This is a genomic window from Clostridium pabulibutyricum (assembly GCF_058242705.1).
On record NZ_JBZAYZ010000009.1, the window covers coordinates 1 to 21,511 of the forward strand.

The 21,511-nt window shown below is 35.5% G+C and carries 20 protein-coding genes, 1 tRNA gene, 1 riboswitch and 1 other annotated feature; of the genes, 4 read left to right on the forward strand and 17 right to left on the reverse strand.

Translation table 11 applies throughout. The features are described from left to right. Positions 1–337: 337 nt before the first annotated feature. Together AC4CVH_RS10395 and leuS are read left to right on the forward strand one after the other, a co-directional pair. Positions 338–412 (forward strand) — tRNA-Gln (locus tag AC4CVH_RS10395). 79 nt (positions 413–491) lie between these two features. Next, positions 492–704: a binding site (T-box leader), on the forward strand. Positions 705–815: 111 nt separating this feature from the next. Then, on the forward strand, positions 816–3,248 hold the full coding sequence (leuS, locus tag AC4CVH_RS10400; RefSeq protein ID WP_490787695.1) for a leucine--tRNA ligase: 2,433 nt from the start codon (positions 816–818) through the stop codon (positions 3,246–3,248). Between the two features lie 51 nt (positions 3,249–3,299). Here leuS and AC4CVH_RS10405 read toward each other — a convergent pair whose 3' ends face one another. Beyond that, positions 3,300–4,088: a GTP pyrophosphokinase gene (locus AC4CVH_RS10405; protein ID WP_490787696.1), complete on the reverse strand. Its 789-nt coding sequence runs from the start codon at positions 4,086–4,088 to the stop codon at positions 3,300–3,302. 133 nt (positions 4,089–4,221) lie between these two features. On the opposite strand from AC4CVH_RS10405, the gene AC4CVH_RS10410 reads away from it, so the two are divergent. Further along, positions 4,222–4,926 (forward strand): DUF2225 domain-containing protein, encoded by a 705-nt coding sequence (locus tag AC4CVH_RS10410; RefSeq protein ID WP_490787697.1) that lies wholly within the window; start codon positions 4,222–4,224, stop codon positions 4,924–4,926. Positions 4,927–4,986: 60 nt separating this feature from the next. Here the strand turns inward: AC4CVH_RS10410 and AC4CVH_RS10415 are convergent, their stop codons facing one another. The 5 genes from AC4CVH_RS10415 to AC4CVH_RS10435 form a co-directional block, all read right to left on the reverse strand. Next, positions 4,987–5,673 carry a metallophosphoesterase gene (locus tag AC4CVH_RS10415; protein ID WP_490787698.1) on the reverse strand — a complete coding sequence of 229 codons (687 nt, stop codon included), beginning with the start codon at positions 5,671–5,673 and terminating at the stop codon, positions 4,987–4,989. Between the two features lie 23 nt (positions 5,674–5,696). Next, positions 5,697–5,963, reverse strand: coding sequence for an EscU/YscU/HrcU family type III secretion system export apparatus switch protein (locus AC4CVH_RS10420; protein WP_490787820.1), 267 nt, complete (start codon positions 5,961–5,963; stop codon positions 5,697–5,699). Between the two features lie 12 nt (positions 5,964–5,975). Next, positions 5,976–7,679, reverse strand: coding sequence for a hypothetical protein (locus tag AC4CVH_RS10425; protein ID WP_490787699.1), 1,704 nt, complete (start codon positions 7,677–7,679; stop codon positions 5,976–5,978). 144 nt (positions 7,680–7,823) lie between these two features. Further along, on the reverse strand, positions 7,824–8,438 hold the full coding sequence (locus AC4CVH_RS10430) for an ECF transporter S component (protein WP_490787700.1): 615 nt from the start codon (positions 8,436–8,438) through the stop codon (positions 7,824–7,826). A 106-nt stretch (positions 8,439–8,544) separates the two neighbouring features. Continuing rightward, positions 8,545–8,664, reverse strand: a riboswitch (FMN riboswitch). 42 nt (positions 8,665–8,706) lie between these two features. Then, on the reverse strand, positions 8,707–10,872 hold the full coding sequence (locus AC4CVH_RS10435) for a Tex family protein (protein WP_490787701.1): 2,166 nt from the start codon (positions 10,870–10,872) through the stop codon (positions 8,707–8,709). Positions 10,873–10,986: 114 nt separating this feature from the next. On the opposite strand from AC4CVH_RS10435, the gene AC4CVH_RS10440 reads away from it, so the two are divergent. Further along, complete coding sequence (locus AC4CVH_RS10440) at positions 10,987–12,336, forward strand: M28 family metallopeptidase (RefSeq protein ID WP_490787702.1); 1,350 nt, start codon at positions 10,987–10,989, stop codon at positions 12,334–12,336. Between the two features lie 46 nt (positions 12,337–12,382). On the opposite strand, the gene prfB is transcribed toward AC4CVH_RS10440, so the two are convergent. The 11 genes from prfB to AC4CVH_RS10495 all read right to left on the reverse strand — a co-directional run bounded on the left by prfB (position 12,383) and on the right by AC4CVH_RS10495 (position 21,494). After that, positions 12,383–13,490 (reverse strand): peptide chain release factor 2 gene (gene prfB, locus AC4CVH_RS10445; protein ID WP_490787703.1). Its coding sequence is split into 2 segments (ribosomal slippage): positions 12,383–13,411 and positions 13,413–13,490, totalling 1,107 coding nucleotides; the frame shifts between segments, so codons are not numbered across the junction. Between the two features lie 12 nt (positions 13,491–13,502). After that, the gene (gene secA / locus AC4CVH_RS10450) at positions 13,503–16,064 is read right to left on the reverse strand and encodes a preprotein translocase subunit SecA (protein WP_490787704.1); all 2,562 of its coding nucleotides are present in this window, start codon (positions 16,062–16,064) and stop codon (positions 13,503–13,505) included. Between the two features lie 164 nt (positions 16,065–16,228). Further along, entirely contained in the window at positions 16,229–16,759 is a 531-nt protein-coding gene (hpf, locus tag AC4CVH_RS10455) for a ribosome hibernation-promoting factor, HPF/YfiA family (RefSeq protein ID WP_490787705.1), read from the reverse strand. A gap of 231 nt (positions 16,760–16,990) precedes the next feature. Beyond that, positions 16,991–17,152: a DUF1540 domain-containing protein gene (locus AC4CVH_RS10460; protein WP_490787706.1), complete on the reverse strand. Its 162-nt coding sequence runs from the start codon at positions 17,150–17,152 to the stop codon at positions 16,991–16,993. Positions 17,153–17,262: 110 nt separating this feature from the next. Then, positions 17,263–17,457, reverse strand: a complete 195-nt coding sequence (locus tag AC4CVH_RS10465) for a hypothetical protein (RefSeq protein ID WP_490787707.1) — start codon at positions 17,455–17,457, stop codon at positions 17,263–17,265. A gap of 131 nt (positions 17,458–17,588) precedes the next feature. Further along, positions 17,589–17,822: a hypothetical protein gene (locus tag AC4CVH_RS10470; RefSeq protein WP_490787708.1), complete on the reverse strand. Its 234-nt coding sequence runs from the start codon at positions 17,820–17,822 to the stop codon at positions 17,589–17,591. Between the two features lie 232 nt (positions 17,823–18,054). Continuing rightward, positions 18,055–18,828, reverse strand: coding sequence for an SDR family NAD(P)-dependent oxidoreductase (locus AC4CVH_RS10475; RefSeq protein WP_490787709.1), 774 nt, complete (start codon positions 18,826–18,828; stop codon positions 18,055–18,057). A gap of 68 nt (positions 18,829–18,896) precedes the next feature. Next, positions 18,897–19,727, reverse strand: a complete 831-nt coding sequence (locus AC4CVH_RS10480) for a PTS system mannose/fructose/sorbose family transporter subunit IID (RefSeq protein ID WP_490787710.1) — start codon at positions 19,725–19,727, stop codon at positions 18,897–18,899. Beyond that, positions 19,728–20,540 carry a PTS mannose/fructose/sorbose/N-acetylgalactosamine transporter subunit IIC gene (locus AC4CVH_RS10485; protein WP_490787711.1) on the reverse strand — a complete coding sequence of 271 codons (813 nt, stop codon included), beginning with the start codon at positions 20,538–20,540 and terminating at the stop codon, positions 19,728–19,730. It lies immediately after the preceding gene. A gap of 43 nt (positions 20,541–20,583) precedes the next feature. Further along, positions 20,584–21,063 (reverse strand): PTS sugar transporter subunit IIB, encoded by a 480-nt coding sequence (locus AC4CVH_RS10490; protein ID WP_490787712.1) that lies wholly within the window; start codon positions 21,061–21,063, stop codon positions 20,584–20,586. A 2-nt stretch (positions 21,064–21,065) separates the two neighbouring features. Then, complete coding sequence (locus tag AC4CVH_RS10495) at positions 21,066–21,494, reverse strand: PTS sugar transporter subunit IIA (RefSeq protein WP_490787713.1); 429 nt, start codon at positions 21,492–21,494, stop codon at positions 21,066–21,068. Positions 21,495–21,511: the final 17 nt, after the last annotated feature.

The following is a 21,511-nucleotide window of genomic DNA, read 5'->3' on the forward strand; positions in this document are numbered from 1 at the left end:
CCTTTTTCCTTATATCCCTTAATCATTCTGTTTATATGTCTAACAGTGCAGCCTAACTCAATTGCAGCTCTCTGCTTGTTACCATTACTATCTATTAACTTCTTAATAACTTTATATTTTAATTCTTCATTCATTTTTAAATATACCTTTCTAATCATGTCCACCTCATTTCTTTGTCATGAGGTTTATTATATTATAAATTTGCTTTTTGGGACATAATCAACTTTGGTATACTAAGACATTATCATCTTTCGTTCATAAAATATTTATTAAATTTTGCATTTGCTATTGACATATTATCTTAAAATGATATAATATTTTATGTCGATTGCAGTAATGCCCATTCGCCAAATGGTAAGGCACCTGTCTCTGGAACAGGCATCTGTTGGTTCGAATCCAGCATGGGCAGCCAAAGAACTCTTTTAGAGTTCTTTTTTTAAATTGTTCTTGACAAAATGTTTATATATATTATAAAATTTGAGATAAGTTAATAATTGGCTTTGAATAAGGAATAGTAATATTTATATCACTAAAGAGAGCTGTTGCCAGGTGAAAGACAGTGTTGATTTTAAAATATGAACTCACCTTAGGAGCTTATCTGATAAAAAGCAGGTACGGTGGTAAAATCCGTTATATTTTAAGGGAAATCATTTTGTTGATTTAACTAGAGTGGTACCGCGGGAATCAAACTTTTCGTCTCTTTTTAGAGATGGAAAGTTTTTTATATTATCCCTACAATATTAATTCTATTTGTAATTATACCTTATAATACCTGTCACACTACAGCAAATCAATATAAACAAAGGAGAGATTTTATGTATAGTACCAAGATTGATAAGAAGTGGCAAGACAAGTGGGAAAAAACAAAACTCTATAAATTTGATGATACAAATCTTGATAAAAAACTTTATACACTGGAGATGTTTTCCTACCCTTCCGGCAGCAGACTTCATGCAGGTCACTGGTTCAATTACGCTCCCGTAGACTCCTGGGCACGACTTAAAAGAATGCAGGGATATAATGTATTTCAGCCAATGGGCTTTGACTCATTTGGACTTCCTGCTGAAAATTACGCTATAAAAACAGGAATACATCCAAGTGATTCAACTGAAAAAAATATAGAAACAATGGAAAAACAGCTTAAATCCATGGGTGCAATGTTCAATTGGGAAAATGAAGTAATAACCTGCCGTCCCGACTACTATAAATGGAATCAGTGGCTGTTTCTCGAGCTATACAAACACGGTCTGGCATACAGAAAAAATGCACCTGTAAACTGGTGCCCAAGCTGCAAAACCGTACTTGCAAATGAACAGGTTCAGGAAGGCTGCTGTGAAAGATGCGGAACAGAGGTAACAAAGAAAGATCTTACACAATGGTTCTTTAAAATAACGGACTACGCTGAAGAACTTCTTAAAGACCTAGACAATCTTGACTGGCCTGAAACTACAAAAGCAATGCAAAAACACTGGATAGGCAAATCAACAGGTACAAATGTAACCTTCAAGGTAGCAGATTCCGATTTGGAATTCAGCGTTTTTACAACAAGGGTAGATACATTGTTCGGAGTTACCTACGTAGTACTTTCACCTGAAAATACTCTGGTAGACAAGTTAACAAAAGCTGCATATAAAACACAGATTGAGGAATACAAAGAGTCTGCCAAAAAGCAAAGTGAAATCGAAAGGCAGTCTATCACAAGGGAAAAAACCGGTGTATTCACGGGTTCTTATGCAATAAACCCTATAAACGGCAGAAAAGTGCCTATATGGGTCGGTGATTATGTATTGAATACATACGGTACAGGTTCAGTAATGGCTGTTCCTGCACATGATGAAAGAGATTTCGATTTTGCAACAAAATATAATCTTCCTATTGAAAGAGTAATCGAAGGAGGAGACTCCCTTCCATACGTAAAACACGGCAAGATGATAAACAGCGGTGAATTCGACGGTTTGACAACAAATAAGGGCAAAAAAGCAATAACTGAAAAACTTGAAAGTATTGCTCTTGGCTCCGGCAAAGTAAATTACAGACTTAGAGACTGGCTTGTATCGAGACAAAGATACTGGGGTACTCCAATCCCTGTAGTTTACTGTGAAAAGTGCGGCGTGGTACCTGTTCCGGAAGATAAACTTCCTGTAGAGCTTCCATACAATGTTGAATTTTCTCCTGATGGAAAATCGCCTCTTTTAAAGTCGGAGGAATTCATGAACACAACATGCCCACACTGCGGCGGACCTGCAAAACGTGAAGCGGATACTCTCGATACCTTCGTATGTTCTTCATGGTATTATTTAAGGTACGTTGACAATAAAAACAACAGCGAAGCATTTAACAAGGAAAAAATAGATAAAATGCTTCCTGTCGACATGTATGTCGGAGGCAGAGAACATGCCTGCATGCACCTTTTATATGCCAGATTTATAACAAAAGCCTTAAGGGACATGGGCTTCCTTAACTTTGACGAACCTTTTCTATCTTTAAGACATCAAGGTATAATACTCGGTCCGGATGGTCAGAAAATGAGTAAATCAAAAGGCAATACAGTATCCCCGGATGATTGCATAGAAAAATACGGTGCTGATGTATTCAGAATGTATCTCATGTTCGGATTTGACTACTCCGAAGGTGGTGCATGGAGCGATGACGGAATTAAATCCATGAGCAAATTTGTAGACAGAGTAGAAAGATTAATTGAGAAGTCGAAAGATATTGTTCAAAGTGGTAAAAACAGTAAAGATTCCATGGATGAACCGGAAAAAGAATTGAACTATGTGAGAAATTTTTCAATAAAATCAGTTTCAGAGGACACAAACAAATTTCAATTCAACACATCCATAGCAAGAATAATGGAATTTACAAATGCACTTTCGAAGTATCTGAAGAATACTACAATAAATACATCTTTGCTGAAGGACACTATAATTGACTTTTTAAAGATACTTGCACCTTTCGCTCCACATTTTTCAGAAGAACAATGGGAATCACTCGGTTTTGATTATTCTATATTCAATAACAAGTGGCCTGAATTCCACAAAAACGCACTAGTAAAATCAAGCATTGAAATTGCATTGCAGGTAAATGGTAAAATCAAATGCAAGATAAATATTCCTAGTGACATGTCTGAAGATGACATCAAGACAGAGGCCCTTGCAGAGGAAACTATAAAAACTGCAGTTTCAGGAAAATCAATTAAAAAAGTTATAGTAGTAAAAGGCCGTCTCGTAAACATAGTTGCAAAATAGATCATAATAAGCCGTCAGAGCTATAAATACATACCCTGACGGCTTGTTTTATTAATTATACATTTTTATTATTTTTTCAGTTTCTTCAAGAAGATCCACAAGTTCATAAATCTCACCTTCCTCAAGAAGCTTGCTCAATTTTTTCTGATATCTTGTGGAATCTGAAAATTTCCCCATGGAAGATAAAGTAATTGTATTGTTCATTATATCTGATACAAGGCTTGATTTTACCTCGAATAATTTTTGAGCATCTTTTATTTCGTCTTTTATCCCAAGCATTTGTTCATCAAGCTTAAACGTCAAATCTGCTGTACTCTTCAGTTTATCTTTTATAAATGCAGGTATCTCATGCTTATATTTATAATTAAGAGAGTGTTCTATGGTTGCCCAAAAATTCATTGCAAGAGTTCTTATCTGAATTTCCGCAAGTATTTCCTGCTGTCCTTCTGCCATATTTATAGGGTATTTTATTATAACATGATAACTTCTATATCCACTGCGTTTAACATTTGTCACATAGTCTTTTTCATATACTATGCTCATGTCTTTCCTATTCCTAAGTATTTCAACAACTCTTCCTATGTCATCCACAAACTGGCACATAACCCTTATCCCTGCAATGTCCTCCATTTCATATTTTATTCTGTAAAATGGCATGTTGAATTTATGTGCCTTTTCAAGTATGCTTGAAACCTCCTTCACCCTTCCAGTTACAAACTCTATGGGTGAGTACTCATTTCTTCGCCTATACTCCCGTCTTATGCTCTTTATCTTTACTTTCAATTCTTCAACCGCCTGCTGATACGGTATCAAAAATGTTTTCCATTCTCCTATTGCCATATTTTTCACTCCCATGATAACATATCCTATATTGCACTCTTTATGGTAAATCAAAATCAAAGTTATGTTAAATTTATATTTTTTTTGCTATAATTAAATTATACTATTATTTATAATAAAGGTGGAATCCTAGATGTCTAAAAAAGAAGACAATATAATTTTATTTAACCCTGAAGAGCAGATATCTATGTTATATAATAAAAACTTAGTATGCCCAGTATGTGGAACACAATTCAAAGCAAAGGCTATAAAAAAAGGTTCTTACAGAATACTCGAGAAGGACTCGGATTTCTTCATAAGATACTCCAGAATCAGTCCTTACTTTTATGATGTATGGTTATGTGACAACTGCGGCTATGCTGCAATAAAAACAGACTTTGAAAATTTAAGTGAGTATGATGCCCAAACAATAAAGAAAAAAATCTCATCTAAATGGCAGTCTAAAAATTATCCTGAAGTATATGATATAAATATTGCAATTCAAAGATATAAAATGGCCCTTTTAAATTACTATGTAATCAATTCAAGAAGCAGTAAAAAAGCAATCAGCTATCTAAAAATCGCATGGATGTACAGACTCAAAAATGATTCAGAAAACGAACAAACTTTTCTAAAAAAATCACTTGATAATTTTTCTTCTGCATATTACAATGAAAATTTTCCAATATGCGGTATGGACAACTATACTACCATGTATCTCATAGGTGAACTTACAAGACGTTGTGGAAATCCAGAAGGATCCACAATATGGTTCAGCAGAGTCATAACATCAAAAATGGGTTCTGAAAAAATAAAAGATCTGGCCCGAACCCAAAAGGATATTATAAAGCGGCTGTAGATAATGATTTTAGGGAAACAAGCCTTTTCAAAGAACTTGTTTCCCCAGTTTTTATAAAAATCACAGTATTTTTATAGGATCAAATTTCAAATAATCCGCTGATGTAAGTATATATTCGACATTATCGATTTTACCTACAACCGCTTTTGAAATAGCCTCTCCGTGAATATGCCCGTATATAACTTTTTCAACAGCATATTCCTCAAATATATGTGTGAACTCGGAACTCATAAATTTCTCGCCTATTGGCGGATAATGCATTGACACAATGATCTTCTCATAGCCGGCTTTTCTTGCTGCATCCAAAGAATTTTTAAGTCTGAGCGCTTCTCTTTTATAAATTTTCTCATCATGCGGAGTAAAATTCTCACTTTGTGGGCAATTCCATCCTCTCGTACCACACAGCGCATAATCTCCATATGTAAAAAAGTTATTCTGTATAAAATCCATATCGGGATAAAGTCCATTTAGTTTTTTTATTCCCGTCCACCAGTAATCATGATTACCTTTTACAAGTATCTTCCTTCCAGGAAGACCGTGAATCCACTCAAGATCATCCAATCCACCCGTCATATGCATGGCCCAAGATATATCACCGGATATAATCACTGTATCCTCATCGCATATTTTATCAGTCCAGTTTTTTCTTATTCTTGTATCGTGCTGAAACCAATCTGCTCCAAACACATCCATCGGTTTGCCCCCACTTGCATCCAGGTGCAAATCAGATATAGCAAATAATGCCACTTAATCACCTTCTATACAACTAACTACTTTTTGTTCATCTTGTCATCTACACCTACTATATAGGCTATTACTCTGGCGACTGCATCATATAGTTCAAAAGGTATGCTGTCACCTACGTCTATGTTTACTAAAAGGTCTGCAAGCTCCTTGTCATAAACCACCGGTACATTTGCCTCCGATGCCTTCTCCAATATATTGTCAGCTATCTGTCCCACACCAGCGGCACTTACTATAGGTGCTTCATACCCATCATCATATTTCAAAGCTGCTGCCTTTTTCTTATACATAATCAATACCTCACATTACGCTCTAGTATTTATTGTTCCCATATTGGAATTTTGAAAAAAGTCCCTGCATGTGGATATACTCATCTCTTCTTCTTTTTCATCAAAATCGACATCTATATTATATCCTAACTCCGACAGGCTCTCCAGTATTTTTTTGCTGTAATTTTCTAAAATTCCTACAAAGGATTTATAACTTTTGATATTTACATGCATGTTATTGTTGTTCACTGTCAGATAGGCATCTACAGTTCCAAGATTTTGCGTGTTTACAGACGCAGCTATCTTTACATTTTTGCTGTCAATTTTTTTTCCCCTTTTTCTATCGTCCTTTATAATAAGCTTGCACCCATAATCACTATCCTGAAGTTTAAAAGGCAAATCCATGTAATAATATGAATTTGAAACTGTATTGAATACCTTGAAATCATTCATATTATTTTTTAACACAGATGCAAGATTGGTATTTTTAACATGACCTGAATCACTGGTATTATCAATGTCACTGATAATCCGCTGTATGGTATCCGCCATCTCTTTGGTTTTCAAATTCACCTGTTTTTTTATATTGTTTGCCATGTCCTTTATAAAATCCCCGGACATATCTTTTGAATTGTCCTTCATTCCATATTCACTGATCATATTCTTTATTATAGATGCTGCCTTGTCAAACTTGGTATTTTCTTTTGCCGAGGATATCTGCTGTTTTGGCTCATAGTCATCAGATTCAACTTTCAGCTCAACTTTTGATTGAGACTTTGATTCAATCTTTGATTCGATTTGATCTTTAGATATTTTTTCGCTGCTTAATGAATCTTTTTTTTCACTTGTTTGTAATTTATCATCTTTACTTGTCTGAATCTTGTCCTGTACTTTAATTTCTTCTTCACCTAAATTTGCAGTCACATTTTCAACACCGTTCTTACTATTTACAGGCCCTGAATTATCTCCCTTTACTTCTTCCTGCTTTACCGAAGCTATTTCCTTAAACCCCTGTTCAATTTCAAACTTGCCAATAGCTTTCTCCAAATTCGATATTTCACCATATATAGCCGAAGGCTTCTTGAACACTTTATTGAAACTTTCTATATTTTCTGTGTTGAAATCTATATTGTTCTCAATAAAAGTAAATACATCTTTAGTATCAAGTTTAGAAAAATCGTCAAAAAATTTTCCAAGAGTTCGTGAAATATCCTTTCCCTCAATGCTTTCAGGATTTATATTTTTGCTTGATAAATATTTTTGTATAAAATTATTTTTTTCACCATCATCCGCCTGTAACTTCTGTGAAAATTCAACAAGTGTTTTTATATTTGAAATGTTCTCTTTTGTAAGTGGAATATTGTGCTTTACCATATTCCTTATAATGTCATAATCCTTGTCGGTCAAGTTTGCTGAATTTTCCTTTATAAACAACTCTACAGCATCATTTATATTCTGGGATGATTTTTCATCTCCAACCACAATACTCAACTTGAGTTTTCCATCTTCAAAACCTTCAACTTTAAACTTTAAAAGATCGCTAAGGGATATTTCTCCCGGATTGTCTATACTGGCTGAAAATTGCCAGCCGTCAAGAAGTCTTAAAAGCAAACTGCCTGAATCTTTGTTGAGTTCTACCACTCTTGCTAGAAATTTTTCTCCGATTTCAAATGAAAGTTTTGTGGATACTCTTTTATTTTCAACATTATAGGCACTGTTTATATTCCATATACCTGCCACATCAACCACCCTTTACACAAAATACTTTTTTTGCGAACAAAGCATACTTATTTATCGTACACAAATTAGATTTCATAAACAAAAATTCAGTACTTCATAAAACAAAGTACTGAATTTTTCAGATGAACAATTTTTTCGCAAAAGCTATGCAGCTTGTTTTCCATTTCTATGTTCCCTCTTAAGCATAGGTGCAACACTTTTATACAATAAGAGTGTAAGCCCTGTAAGTATCACTCCTTTAAGCAAATTAAAAGGTGCAATTGACCAAAAGAGCAACGTTTTTACTCCCGTTACATTCCCATTTAGCTTTGAAGCTATTTCAACCATCTGGCTTATAGGAAAATTAAATGCCTTCTCGTAAAGCGGAAGAAGTATAAAATAGTTTGATACACACGCTGCAGCAGTCATCATAATTGTACCCGCTATCAAACTTAAAACTGCAGTGGTCTTTGATTTTCGAAGTTTATAAATAACTCCCACCGTAACTACAAAAACCGAACCTACTATAAAGTTTGCAAGTTCTCCCACAAATGCCGTCTGACTTGCAAATATTCCGTGAAGCAAGTTTTTCAAAAATTCTATAATTATTCCTGAAAGCGGACCGAATGCAAAAGTTCCAATCAAAGCAGGAAGATCGCTTATATCTATTTTCATAAATGATGGGAAAATCGGCAGTGCGAACTCAAAGAACATTAGAACCGTAGCAATTACGCTTAAAAGTGATATTTTAACCAATCTGTTTAATTTTACATCTTTCATAATCATGCCTCCTATTTTGAAGTATAATCTCCTATGATAATACCTTAAGAGGTTGAAGTACAATAAAAAAGCTCTGACATAAAGTCAGGGCTACCTAAAATCATACTTTATACTTCTCCCATCCAGACTATACTGTCGGCCTCGGAATCTCACCGAATCATACCACATAACATGGCTCGCGGGCTATACCGCCGGTGGGGAATCTCACCCCGCCCTGAAGATTATCTTTTAATTTATGATTTTATTATAATACTTTTTTAGTATATAATCAATAATTTTTCTGTTTCATGCTAAGTGAAATTCTTTTTCTTTTTTCATCTACTTCAAGAACTGTAACATTTATTACATCACCGACTTTTACAACATCAAGAGGATGTTTTATAAACTTATCCGACATCTGGCTTATGTGTACAAGTCCATCCTGATGAACCCCTATATCTACAAAAGCACCAAAATCAGCTACATTTCTAACTGTTCCAGTAAGTGACATTCCAGGTTTCAATTGCTTCATATCAACTATTCCTGTCTTTAGAACAGGTTTCGGCATCTCTTCTCTAGGATCTCTCCCCGGTTTTTTTATTTCACTTATTATATCTTTTAAGGTCGGAACTCCACAATCAAGTTTTTCGGCCAGACCTTCTATACCCACTCTCTCAATTCTTCCATCTATGTCGGAAAGTTTTGATTGTTTCAAATCCTCTATAGTATATCCTATACAGTCAAGAAGCTGTCTTGCCGCATCATATGACTCAGGGTGAACCGATGTATTGTCAAGAGGCTCACTGCTCTCCATAACCCTCAAAAAACCTGCACACTGCTCAAATGCTTTCCCTCCAAGTCTTTTTACCTTCATAAGCTCTTTTCTGTTTTTAAACTTTCCATTTTGTTCTCTGTATTCTACTATATTGCCTGCTATTGATGTATTTATTCCTGATACATAGGAAAGAAGCGATGGCGTTGCTATGTTTAGATCCACCCCCACGCTGTTGACACAATCTTCAACCACGCCTTTCAATGATTCATCCAGCTTTTTCTGGGTTACATCATGCTGGTACTGTCCAACACCTATTGATTTAGGATCTATCTTAACAAGTTCTGCAAGCGGATCCTGAAGTCTTCTTCCTATGGATATGGCTCCCCTAAGAGAGACATTCACATCCGGATAATCTTTTGCCGCAAGCTCCGATGCGGAATATACCGATGCTCCTGCTTCGGACACTATTACATAATAAAGATCCATGCCTTTTTCTTCTTTTACCTCTTTTATAATCTTCGATATGACTTCTTCTGATTCTCGGCTTGCCGTACCATTTCCAAGTGAAACCACATCCACATTGTATTTGTATACCATGTCTTTAAGTTTTCTTACAGTTCCATCCACATCGTTCTGCGGTGCTGTGGGATAAACTATTTCCGTTCCCAAAAGTTTTCCCGTATCATCAAGTACTGCTATTTTACATCCATTTCTAAAACCCGGATCATATCCCATTACATTTTTTCCTTTTATAGGCGGCTGCATAAGGAGTGCCTTCAAATTCGCCTTGAATATTTTTATGGCGCCTTCTTCACCCATGCAGGTAAGTTCTGATCTTATTTCCCTTTCTATTGAAGGGTATATAAGTCTCTTTAGTGAATCATCGACGCTTTTTTCTATATAAACATCTGTAATTCTGTTATTTTTCCTGCACCTGTTCTTTAAATAATCTGAAATTGTATCCATGTTGCACTTCACTTTTACCGACAGAATCTTGTCATTCTCTCCCCTGTTTATAGCCAGTACTCTATGAGGTGGAATGGATTTTACATTTTCACGATAATCATAATACATTTCATAAGGGGTAGGTTCCTTGCTTTCACCTGAAGTTTCAATAATCCCGTTGTCATGTACAAATTTTCTTATCCACTTTCTATATTGTGCATTGTCGGATATTACCTCACTTATTATATCCATGGCACCATTTAATGCATCTTCCCCGGATTCAACCCCTTTTTCCGGATTTACAAACTTCTCTGCAAACATGCTTATGTCACCATCGAACTTTCCATCAAAAATAGCCTCGGAAAGCGGTTTCAGACCCTTTTCCTGCGCTATAGTGGCCCTAGTTCTCTTCTTTGGTTTGTATGGTCTATATATATCTTCAACTTCAGTAAGTGTAACAGATTTTTCTATAGATGCCTTAAGCTCACTTGTGAGCTTTCCCTGTTCATCTATTATCCTCGTTACATCATCTTTTCTAGTTTGAAGATTTCTAAGATAGGAAAGCCTCTCTGAAAGTTTTCTAAGTGTTACATCACTCATACTTCCAGTAAGTTCCTTTCTGTATCTTGCTATAAACGGCAGTGTATTGCCGGAATCTATCAATTCAATTACATTGTTTATGTACTTTTCATTAACTCCCAATTCCAATGATAAAGTTTTTACTATATCTGTCATATCTTCCTCCCAGTTATAAATAATCAACTAAAAATATATTACAACAGTTATATGCACTTTTGCAAATTAATATATATTTATGTATAAACCATTATTTCGGGAGCACAATCGTAAATGAGAAAAACGGTGTTTTATATAATCATAATCCAGCTTTGTCTTTTAAGTTCATTGAGTTTCGATAACCTATGTTCGACATCACCTCCAAATATGCAGGATATCAAAAATACAGCGTCCTATCTGTCCTCGGACAAATTTAACGGAAGACTCGCAGGCACACTAGAAAATTATGAAACAGCAGACTTTATAAAAAACTCTTTCAAGGAAGAAGGTCTTGTACCCTATAGCAAAAATTATCTTGAAAAATTCAATGTACTCTATCCCAAGAGAACAGAGGGTGAACCTATACTTTCAATAAAAGACAGAAATGGTTCCCCAATAAAAGAATATACCTATGGAAGAGACTATAAAGAAGACATGCTTAATTTCAGGGAAAATTCGGTATCTTTCAGCAAAAATAATATTTCACTATGGAGGGACAATTCTTTTCAAGTAAAAAAGGGAAGCAATGAATTTTTATTCTACAATCCTCCTGAGGACAATCTAAACTTCAGAAGTTCATTTATTGCAAACTCACCCCAGTCAATGTATATAATGATAACCAAAAAAACTGCACAGGATATAAATAAATATATTAAATCCGGGTATATCGTAAATTGTTTTATACCTTTTAAAAACAGCTTTACATCCATATACAATGTAGTAGGACGCATAAAAGGCGAGGACCCTTCCCTTCCACCGCTTGTCCTAAGTGCTCACTTTGATCACCTTGGCAGTGATGCTGCCGGTACAGTTTATGACGGTGCCCTGGACAATGCTTCGGGAACTTCCTTCCTGCTTGGCCTTGTAAAATATATAAAATCTCTCGGCCAGCCTAAACGAGACATAATAATCGCCTCTTTCAATGCCGAAGAATTCGGGTGCCTTGGTTCAAAGAACTTTGCACGTAAATATAAAAATTATTTAAAAGGTGCAAAAGTTATAAATTTTGACATGATAGGCAGTAATAAAAATGTCCCTGTTTCTATTATGTCTGGAAAGTGGGACAATAAAGACTACCTATTTGTAAATGAGATTGCCGACATATGCACACAAAAGGGCACGAATTTTAAATATGAATTTCAAAATTCAAGTGATCACGAGTATTTTAGAGCTTATGGAATAGATGCCGTTACCTTGTCTGATGCGGATACTTCGAGAATTCACACTCCTTATGATAAATCACTTTTTATAAATACAAAATCCATAGACAGGTCATTTGACATAGTCTCAACTGAAATACTCGACTTTGCCTTTTACAATTCTCCACTTTTAATTTACTGCAGGGAAATCTGCTTAATTTCTTCTATTTCTCTTTTAATATTAAGTTTTTTATATATAAAATTTTGTAAATTAAAGCGCACTTAAAAAACGAAACGGAGATTTTAAATCTGCGTTTCGTTTTTTTCACATATTATTTTACTTTACCTTTCAGGTATGCAATTATAAAATTATCTATATTACCGTCCATTACGGAATCTACATTTGTATTTTCCTCTCCGGTTCTATGGTCTTTTACCATATTATATGGATGAAATACATAAGACCTTATCTGACTTCCCCAGCCCATATCCTTAAGTTCTCCTGTAAGGTCTTCCACCTTTTCCTTATGGGCTCTTTCCTTAAGTTCTACAAGCTTTGATTTTAACATGAGAAGCGCAGTCTCCCTGTTTTGATGCTGACTTCTCTCATTTTGGCATTGGACTACTATACCTGTAGGAACATGAGTTATTCTAACCGCAGATTCAGTCTTGTTGACATGCTGTCCCCCCGCTCCGCTGGACCTGTATGTATCTACTTTCAGATCCTCGGGTCTTATTTTTATGTCCTGGTCTTTTGTAAGTTCGGGAAGAACTTCAGCCGATGCAAAGGAAGTCTGTCTCTTTCCATTCGCATTAAATGGAGATATTCTCACAAGCCTGTGTATTCCTTTTTCCGCCTTTAGATATCCATAGGCAAACTCACCTGTTACCTTGAGTGACACACTTTTTATTCCTGCGTCTTCTGCAGGAAGCATATCAAGGACTTCTACTTGATATCCGGATTTTTCCGCCCATCTTGTATACATCCTGAGAAGCATGCTGGTCCAGTCCTGTGCATCTGTACCTCCTACTCCTACGTGTAAATTCAATATAGCATTGTTTCTGTCGTATTTTCCTGAAAGCAGCATCTGTATCTTGAACTTTTCAACAGAGTTTTCTATGTCATCCACTTCATCTTGTATATCCTTCACAGAAGTTGTGTCATCCTCTTCCAGCGAAATTTTAGAAAGTATTTCCACATCCTCTATTCTTTCATGCAGTTTGGAATAAAAATTTATCTTTTCCTCAACCATCTTTTCTTCTGCACATATTTTCTGCGCACTTTCAGGATCATCCCAAAAATCCTGCTCCTGCATTTTCATTTGAAGTTCCTGTATTTTCAGTCTGCAATTATCCAGGTCAAAGAGACTCCTTTACTTCAACCAAAGATTTTTTCAATAAATTTATCCTAGACATTACTTCTTCCAATTCAACTATCATGCAATCAACTCCCTAATCATTATCCGCTGCTTTTTTTCCACAGCAATTCTTGTATTTCTTGCCGCTGCCGCAAGGACATGGATCATTTCTGCCAACAGTCTTCTTTTTTCTTATAGGCGTTCTCTTCTGAGGTTCAGCATCGCCCTGATTGGTGCTTAAATTTTTCGCAACCCTTTCTCTTTCAGGCGCCCTTTCAATCTTGACATGGAAAAGATATTTAACAGTATCCATTTTTATATTATAGATCATCTCGTCAAACATCTTACTTCCCTCAAACTGATATGCCTGGGCAGGTTCCTGCTGTCTGTAGGCTTTAAGGCCTATGGCACGCTTCAAATGTTCCATGTCATCTATATGATCCATCCATTTTGTATCAACTACCTTGAGAAGTATTACCCTCTCTATCTCCCTCATCTGTTCGGACGTGAACTCTTCTTCCTTCTCATCGTATATCCTGTTTCCAAGTTCAACATATTTATCTATTATCTCTTCATCTGAAAGATCCGCTATATCATCAAATTTAACTTCACCTTCCGGAACATATATCTCTTCCATATAGCTTATAAGCTTCTTTATCTCTTGATCAAATTCATCCTCTTCTTCAGATATATGTGATTTCACAATATCTTCAACAAGGCTCTCAAACATATTTTTAATCTGATCTTTGAGGTCTATTCCTTCAAGTACTTCCGATCTCTGTCTATAAATTATCTCCCTCTGTTTACTTACTACATCATCATATTGGAGAAGAGTCTTTCTTATATCAAAGTTGTTTCCTTCAACCTTCTTCTGGGCATTTTCTATTGCATTTGTAACAAGTTTGCTTTCTATGGCCTCATCATCGGCAAGGCCCAGTTTATCAACCATGCCCTGAAGTCTGTCAGAACCAAATATTCTCATAAGGTCATCTTCAAGGGAAACATAAAATCTTGACTGTCCCGGATCACCCTGACGTCCTGAACGTCCTCTGAGCTGATTATCAATTCTCCTTGATTCATGTCTTTCAGTTCCTATTATTTTAAGTCCTCCAAGGGCTACGACCCCTTTGCCGAGCTTTATGTCGGTACCACGGCCGGCCATGTTTGTTGCAATTGTCACTGAATTTTTTTCACCGGCATGTGAAATTATTTCTGCTTCCTTTTCATGATACTTGGCATTCAAAACCTGATGAGGAATTCCTCTCTTTTTCAGCATGTCGGATAGAAGTTCTGACTTTTCTATGCTGACTGTTCCTACAAGAACCGGCTGACCTTTCTTGTAAGTTTCACTTATTTCATCTGCTATGGCATTAAACTTGCCCTTTGCCGTTTTATATACAAGATCCGGAAGATCTTCCCTTATTACAGGCTCGTGAGTAGGAATTACAATTACATCAAGGCCATATATCTCCCTGAATTCATTTTCCTCTGTCTGTGCAGTACCTGTCATACCTGAAAGTTTATCAAATATTCTAAAATAATTCTGATATGTTATTGTAGCCAGTGTTTTGGACTCTCTCTCTACTTTTACTCCCTCTTTTGCCTCTATTGCCTGATGAAGACCATCGCTGTATCTTCTTCCCTCCATCATTCTTCCTGTAAACTCATCTACTATAAGTACTTCTCCGCCTCTAACCATATAGTCCTTGTCGCATCTCATTATATAATTCGCTTTCAATGCCTGAACTACATGATGCTGAAGTTCCATGTTTTCCGGATCAGCATAATTTTCGAGATGGAAAAACTGCTCAGCTTTTTCAATACCCCGAGCTGTAAGTAGCACTGCATTTGCCTTTTCATCTACGGTAAAATCTCCCTTGTCTTTTTCATCTTCTATTTTCTCATCAACATCTTTTTGTTTTTTCAATGTCTTTGCAAAGTGATCTGCAACTTTATAGAATTCAGTTGATTTTTCTCCCTCTCCTGAAATTATAAGAGGTGTTCTCGCCTCATCTATCAAAATCGAGTCAACCTCATCGACTATGGCAAAGTGCAGTTTTCTCTGGACCCTTTCTTCTTTGTAAACAACCATGTTGTCCCTCAGATAATCAAATCCAAACTCACTGTTCGTTCCGTATGTTATATCACAATTGTAGGCTTCCTGCCTCTGGGATTGATCCATATCATGGAGTATAACTCCAACCTTGAGTCCCAAAAACTCATAAACAGGAGCCATTGAATCTCTATCTCTCTTTGCAAGGTAGTCATTTACTGTAACTATGTGGACTCCCTTTCCTTCAAGTGCATTCAAATACGCAGGTGCCGTTGCAACCAACGTTTTACCTTCACCTGTTTTCATCTCAGCTATTCTTCCCTGATGAAGTACAACTCCACCTATAAGCTGTTCTTTATAATGTTTAAGACCTATGGTTCTTGATGCGGTCTCTCTAACTACTGCAAAAGCTTCAGGCAATATATCGTCTAAAGTCTCTCCTTTGCTCAATCTTTCTTTAAATTCATCAGTTTTGGCTCTAAGATCCATATCACTTAATTTCTGCATTGTCTCATCAAATTTATCTATCTTTTCCACCAAAGGAACAACCCTGTTTACCTCTCTGTCGCTATATGAGCCAAATATTTTTCGAAAAAGTTTCATTATTTTCATCCTCACATGTGTTTTTATATATATTTATACTTTATAAATTATATCACCTAATTATAGGGTCTTCAACTAATTAGAAAATAGTTTACTTAAGCTTAAAATTTATCCTCTACATAAAAAAAAAGAGGAAGATATTACTTCCCCTTTAAATATGCATTTTAAAACTCCGGTTCTATAAGCCCATAATTTCCATCTTTTCTTTTATAAACTACATTTACCTCTCCACTTTCAGCAGCTTCATAAACAAAAAAATTATGTCCTAAAAGTTCCATTTGAAGAACTGCTTCTTCTGCCGACATTGGCTTTATTGCAAACTTTTTAGTCCTAACTATTTTATTTTCATCTTTTTCATCATCCCTCTGATCAGGTATAAACTGGAATCTTAATGATTCTGAAGAACGTTTTCTTTTAAGAAGTTTTGTTTTTTGTTTCCTTATCTGTCCTTCGATTTTATCAACTACCAGATCAATAGAAGCATACATATCGTTGTTTCTTTCTTCACCTCTAAGTATAACTCCTCCAACGGGAATAGTAACTTCAACGATCTGAGAATTTTTCTGTACACCTAACGTAACATGCGCTTCCACATCCGGCTTGAAATATTTCTCAAGTTTTGAAAGTTTCTTGTCTACAGCACCTTTCAGCGCATCAGTTACCGCTATGTTTTTTCCATTTACAGTTATCTTCATGTTCCCAGCCCCTCTCTGTTTACCTATATGTTTATTTATATTCTAATACTGTTTGACACAAAATACAATACCACAACACAGAGTCTCTTGAATTCTAACAAAAACATACAACAGAGTCTAAAAATTAGGTTTTGTTGTATGTTTGCAGTTCCTGTTTTTTGAATGATTTAAATAGAAATGCAGTTCCAATCCAGAAAGGCTGGGTTGAAACTGCATTAACCTCAGTTGAAACTATCTACAGGGTTTAAAAGTCTTACAACATGTATCATCACTTGTATTTGCATTTTTCCCAGACATAGGGTTTACTTCAACTGCATCGGCATTACAACAGTTGCTCTTCCAATAATGACATGAATCCACACTACATTTTATTTTCATATTAGGAGTATCCATAATTAAAAACCACCTTTCTTTTATATAAGTTTACACAAATTAGTATGGCTCAAAATGCAAACATTATTCCTCTCTAAATTAATTTCTAATAAAACATTGCACTAAACTTCCTAATCTGGATTATTTTTTTGGAACTCCTCATAGATGTTTTTAAAATCTTCACTGTCCTTTTCAACAAAAACACATTTGTCTGGCTCGTCCTTTATTATGACTGCACCTGAAGTATCATCAAATATACAATACCTTGAATCTCCATAATCCATTTTTTTGCATCCACACTGCCAGCATTCACCACTTATTTTCATTATGTCATCTCCATTTTTTATTTATAATTTTTATAATCTATTATAAATAAAATTCTTGTAAATGTTAACACCAAATTTCAAAAAATAAAAACCTTGGAACTTAGCCAAGGCTGCAATTAAAAGATTCAAAGTCACACCTGAATATTTTTTACTTTATCCTGCTTGTAAATATCTCCACAGTCATGCAAAAATTCCATTTTATTCAAGCTCAAAAAATTAACATATGAAAGTAAAAAGCTTATACCGATAAGAAGCACCGCAAATGAACCTGTTATTGCAGCCAATCCAGCACCTGCATTTAAACACACGGTTATAAAAGATCCGAGCAACCCGGCCAAAGTAAAAATTATGCCTATGATTTTCATTAAATACCACTTTCCTCTCAACATAAATAACAATATTGTTTTCTAACATCATATTACTCACATATTATTACTTTGTCGACATTTCCAAATCTTGATATAGTCCTGAATTTTTGCATGGAAATATTTACATCATGATTTTATATAATTTGTCTTCATTATAATTGATATCTGACAGGTAAAGACTCTATAGAAAATTCTATAGAGTCCCTATCTAAAATATATCTGATTTTTTCTAGTACATACAAGATCCACCTGTGAGATTTAATGATTGTCCCGTCATATATGCTGATTGATCCGTTGCTAAAAACATAACTAAATCGGTTGCATTTTTCAAACTGCACAATTTTCCCAATGGAATGTTATTTTCAAATCTTGGCATTACCTCTTCCGCTAAAATATGTTTTTTCCTAGCATAATCTTCAGTTTGCTTGTCCCACATTGGTGTCCTTACAACTCCCGGACAAATATCATTGCAACGTATATTTTCTCTGGCAAATTCCATTGCAACTGACTGAGTCAATCCAATTACTCCAAATTTGCTGGCACAATACGCCTGATAATTGTTTGTACCCTTTTTACCCGACTGGGAGGAGAAGTTTATAATTGCCCCTCCTTTTCCAAGCATGTGAGCAACTGCTGCCTGACAGCAGAAAAACTGGCCTTTTAAATTAACATCCAGTGTTAAGTCCCAAATTTCCTCTGTGCACTCCATAAAAGGAAGAATTTTGGAAACTCCAGCTGCATTAACCCAGATATCAATACCTCCAAAAGTTTTCTCCACCAATTTTGCTCCATCAAAAACGGACTTTTTATTCGTAACATTAACTTTAACAGCCAAGGCTTCTTTTCCGGATGCTTTGATTTCTTGTACTGTTTCTTTTACTCCATCTTCATTTAAATCAAAAGCTGCTACTTTTGCTCCTTCCTCGGCGAATCTTAAAGCACATGCCCTGCCAATTCCGCTTCCTGCACCTGTGACTACTGCTACTTTTCCCTCTAATTTCATTTTTTATATCTCCCTTCACCTTACAACATAAATATACTTTTGCTGCTTATAAAGCTTACGTCATTCTTTCAAAAAATTCCTATTGCAGCACCAATTGCAGCAATAACTGTAAGTACCAGCAATACTGTTGTCGATTTCATCTTCTTTTTTAATAAAAACAGTGTAAGGAAAGTCATACTTAATGGCAGCAATCCCAATAACAGTTTATCCAATACTCCTGTTTGTATTGCCAATGTAGTAGTTCCCAATTTAAACTTCAATGGACATGACAATGTAATAAAACTAGCTGCTAGTCCCCCCAAAACAATTCCACCCATAGTCTGAGCCGTACTCATAACCTTCTGAAGCATGTTTCCTGCGAGCAACTTTTGAACCCCTTCACGTCCCAATATATATCCCTTCATCCATAAGTTATATGCAAGTACAAGCATAATTCCAGGCATGACAGTAGCATAGAAAAGTGGTCCCAGCAAATTTCCAGTTGCTCCAATACTAATTCCAAAAGATACTGTAATAGGAATCAACGTACCCTGCCAAAGTGTATCTCCAATACCAGCTATAGGTCCCATCAAACCGGTTTTCAAACTATTGATCATTTTGTCTGAAATCGGCTGTCCCTGCGCCCTTTGCTCTTCCATTGCCACAGTCATTCCACCGATTATACTACCAAAATGAGGTTCGGTATTATAAAATACCAAATGTCTCTGAAGTGCTTTTTTCATTTCTTCTTCATCATTTCCATATAATTTCTTTAATACCGGCGACAATGCATGAACAAATGCATTAGCCATCAATCTTTCATAGTTGTAATTCGAGACAGAGAAAAATGCCCACAGCCAAAATGATTTAACAACATCACTTTTCTTCAACAAACCATTCTTTTTAGTTTCCTCTTTCATTTAAGCCACCCCCTGTTTACTTATTGAAAGTTCAGTATATAGCATAGCTATTATAAATCCAATTATCGATATAGCTATAATTGGCAGCTTTAAATATACACTTGATATAAATCCAATCATGAAAAATAATAATATTCCCCTGCGGCCAATTGCCTTCAAATTCATAGCTATACCTAAAGCAGGCAATACTCCTCCGATTACTGTAAGTATGTGCAATGGAGTACCTCCCAAAGAACTAATAATTGTTGATATTGCACCGGAGCCAAAATACACTATCAATGTAACTGGTACAACTGTTATGAATGCTAGGAATAATTGCGGAGGCACTACGTTGAAAAATATAACTTTATTAACATCGCCTTCCTTTGCCGCTTTATCAGCCATGTGCACAAAAGAAATATCAACTGTCATTCTAAGTACAAAAAGCATTGTTCCAAGCAACCCAATAGGTACAGCCATAGAAATTGCAACTTGTGGAGTAACCCCTGATATAAGAGCAAATGCTGTTCCAACAGTCCCTGCCAGTCCTATATCCATTGAAATAGTTCCACCCGCCGAAATATATGCTAAATACGGTAAGTTAATTGCAGCTCCAATAATGCATCCCTTCACCGGATCTCCCAAAATAAGTCCAACTATTGTTCCAGCAACTAACGGTCTGTTAACAACTGTAGTACCTACATTACTAAGCCATGGTGTTCCATTAAACCCTAAATAATATAATAGTCCAATCAATATTGCCTGCCATAAACTAACGTGCATAAACATTCCCTGCCTTTCAAATTTTTTTATAAACCTTTTCGACTTATTCATTTGTTCCCCATGTCATAAAATATCAATTTAAATCACCTAATATTCAGTGAGCTAAAAATTGCTCTGCATTAATAGGATTTTGATCCGGGATAACCTGAATTGTAAGAGTAGTTCCGGATGCAATAATCTTTTTAAATGTCTCTCTTTCATTATCTGATGCAGAAATATTTTTATAAAACTTGCTTCTATTCGGATTAGCTCCCATACCTCCAATAATAATTTGTTTTAAATTTACTCCATTTTCTATTAACGTAAAAAATGTCTCGGGAACTTTCGCCAAAATAATTACTTTGCTGTTGTCATTTAAATTTTTAAGAAATTCTGCACCATCCAAGCAATTAAATATGTCCAATTTGACTCCTATTGGAATTGACATCGACAAAACAGATTTTAAGAAGCTGTCCTCAGCTGTTTCATCATCCACAATAACAATGTGATTACCTCCAGAATACTGAAGCCAAGCAGTCATTACTTGTCCATGAATAAGTCTGTCATCAATACGTGCTAATACAATTTCCGCCATTTCTATCTCCTCCATTTTTTATTTTTTTTTAACTCGTAAAACAATTCTTTAATTCCTTCTTTTCCTGCTTTCATAACTGATGCAGTAATCTCATCGAGCTCTTTGCCAAGCATTCTTTCGCTCAATGCTTCGATGAGCATCGGAAGATTTACACCTGTAATTGATCTATATTTACATTTTTTTAACTTTTTATAATTTACTGCCGTCTGATTATAAGGACTAGCAGCAAACAAGTCTGTAAACACCAATACACCATCGCCCTTATCCAACTCAATAATTGCATTTTTAATCGATTCACCAAATAATTCAATGTTGTCTCCATGATGTAAAGCTAGAACTTTGCAATTATCCTGTTTTCCTATAATAAGTTCGGCACTATCAAGAATACCCTCTGCCATCTTTCCATGAGTGGCAATTAATACTCCTATCATGTCATCACCTCCTGTTT

Excerpts from the sequence above, each read along its gene's own strand:
- AC4CVH_RS10410 (WP_490787697.1), top strand. The coding sequence starts at position 4,222 with ATGTCTAAAAAAGAAGACAATATAATTTTATTTAACCCTGAAGAGCAG.
- AC4CVH_RS10475 (WP_490787709.1), bottom strand. The coding sequence starts at position 18,828 with ATGAAATTAGAGGGAAAAGTAGCAGTAGTCACAGGTGCAGGAAGCGGA.
- AC4CVH_RS10460 (WP_490787706.1), bottom strand. The coding sequence starts at position 17,152 with ATGGATACTCCTAATATGAAAATAAAATGTAGTGTGGATTCATGTCAT.
- AC4CVH_RS10430 (WP_490787700.1), bottom strand. The coding sequence starts at position 8,438 with ATGAAAGATGTAAAATTAAACAGATTGGTTAAAATATCACTTTTAAGC.
- AC4CVH_RS10440 (WP_490787702.1), top strand. The coding sequence starts at position 10,987 with ATGAGAAAAACGGTGTTTTATATAATCATAATCCAGCTTTGTCTTTTA.
- AC4CVH_RS10465 (WP_490787707.1), bottom strand. The coding sequence starts at position 17,457 with ATGAAAATAAGTGGTGAATGCTGGCAGTGTGGATGCAAAAAAATGGAT.
- secA (WP_490787704.1), bottom strand. The coding sequence starts at position 16,064 with ATGAAACTTTTTCGAAAAATATTTGGCTCATATAGCGACAGAGAGGTA.
- leuS (WP_490787695.1), top strand. The coding sequence starts at position 816 with ATGTATAGTACCAAGATTGATAAGAAGTGGCAAGACAAGTGGGAAAAA.
- AC4CVH_RS10405 (WP_490787696.1), bottom strand. The coding sequence starts at position 4,088 with ATGGCAATAGGAGAATGGAAAACATTTTTGATACCGTATCAGCAGGCG.
- hpf (WP_490787705.1), bottom strand. The coding sequence starts at position 16,759 with ATGAAGATAACTGTAAATGGAAAAAACATAGCGGTAACTGATGCGCTG.
- AC4CVH_RS10480 (WP_490787710.1), bottom strand. The coding sequence starts at position 19,727 with ATGAAAGAGGAAACTAAAAAGAATGGTTTGTTGAAGAAAAGTGATGTT.
- AC4CVH_RS10470 (WP_490787708.1), bottom strand. The coding sequence starts at position 17,822 with ATGAAAATCATAGGCATAATTTTTACTTTGGCCGGGTTGCTCGGATCT.
- AC4CVH_RS10495 (WP_490787713.1), bottom strand. The coding sequence starts at position 21,494 with ATGATAGGAGTATTAATTGCCACTCATGGAAAGATGGCAGAGGGTATT.
- AC4CVH_RS10490 (WP_490787712.1), bottom strand. The coding sequence starts at position 21,063 with ATGGCGGAAATTGTATTAGCACGTATTGATGACAGACTTATTCATGGA.
- AC4CVH_RS10485 (WP_490787711.1), bottom strand. The coding sequence starts at position 20,540 with ATGAATAAGTCGAAAAGGTTTATAAAAAAATTTGAAAGGCAGGGAATG.
- AC4CVH_RS10435 (WP_490787701.1), bottom strand. The coding sequence starts at position 10,872 with ATGACAGATATAGTAAAAACTTTATCATTGGAATTGGGAGTTAATGAA.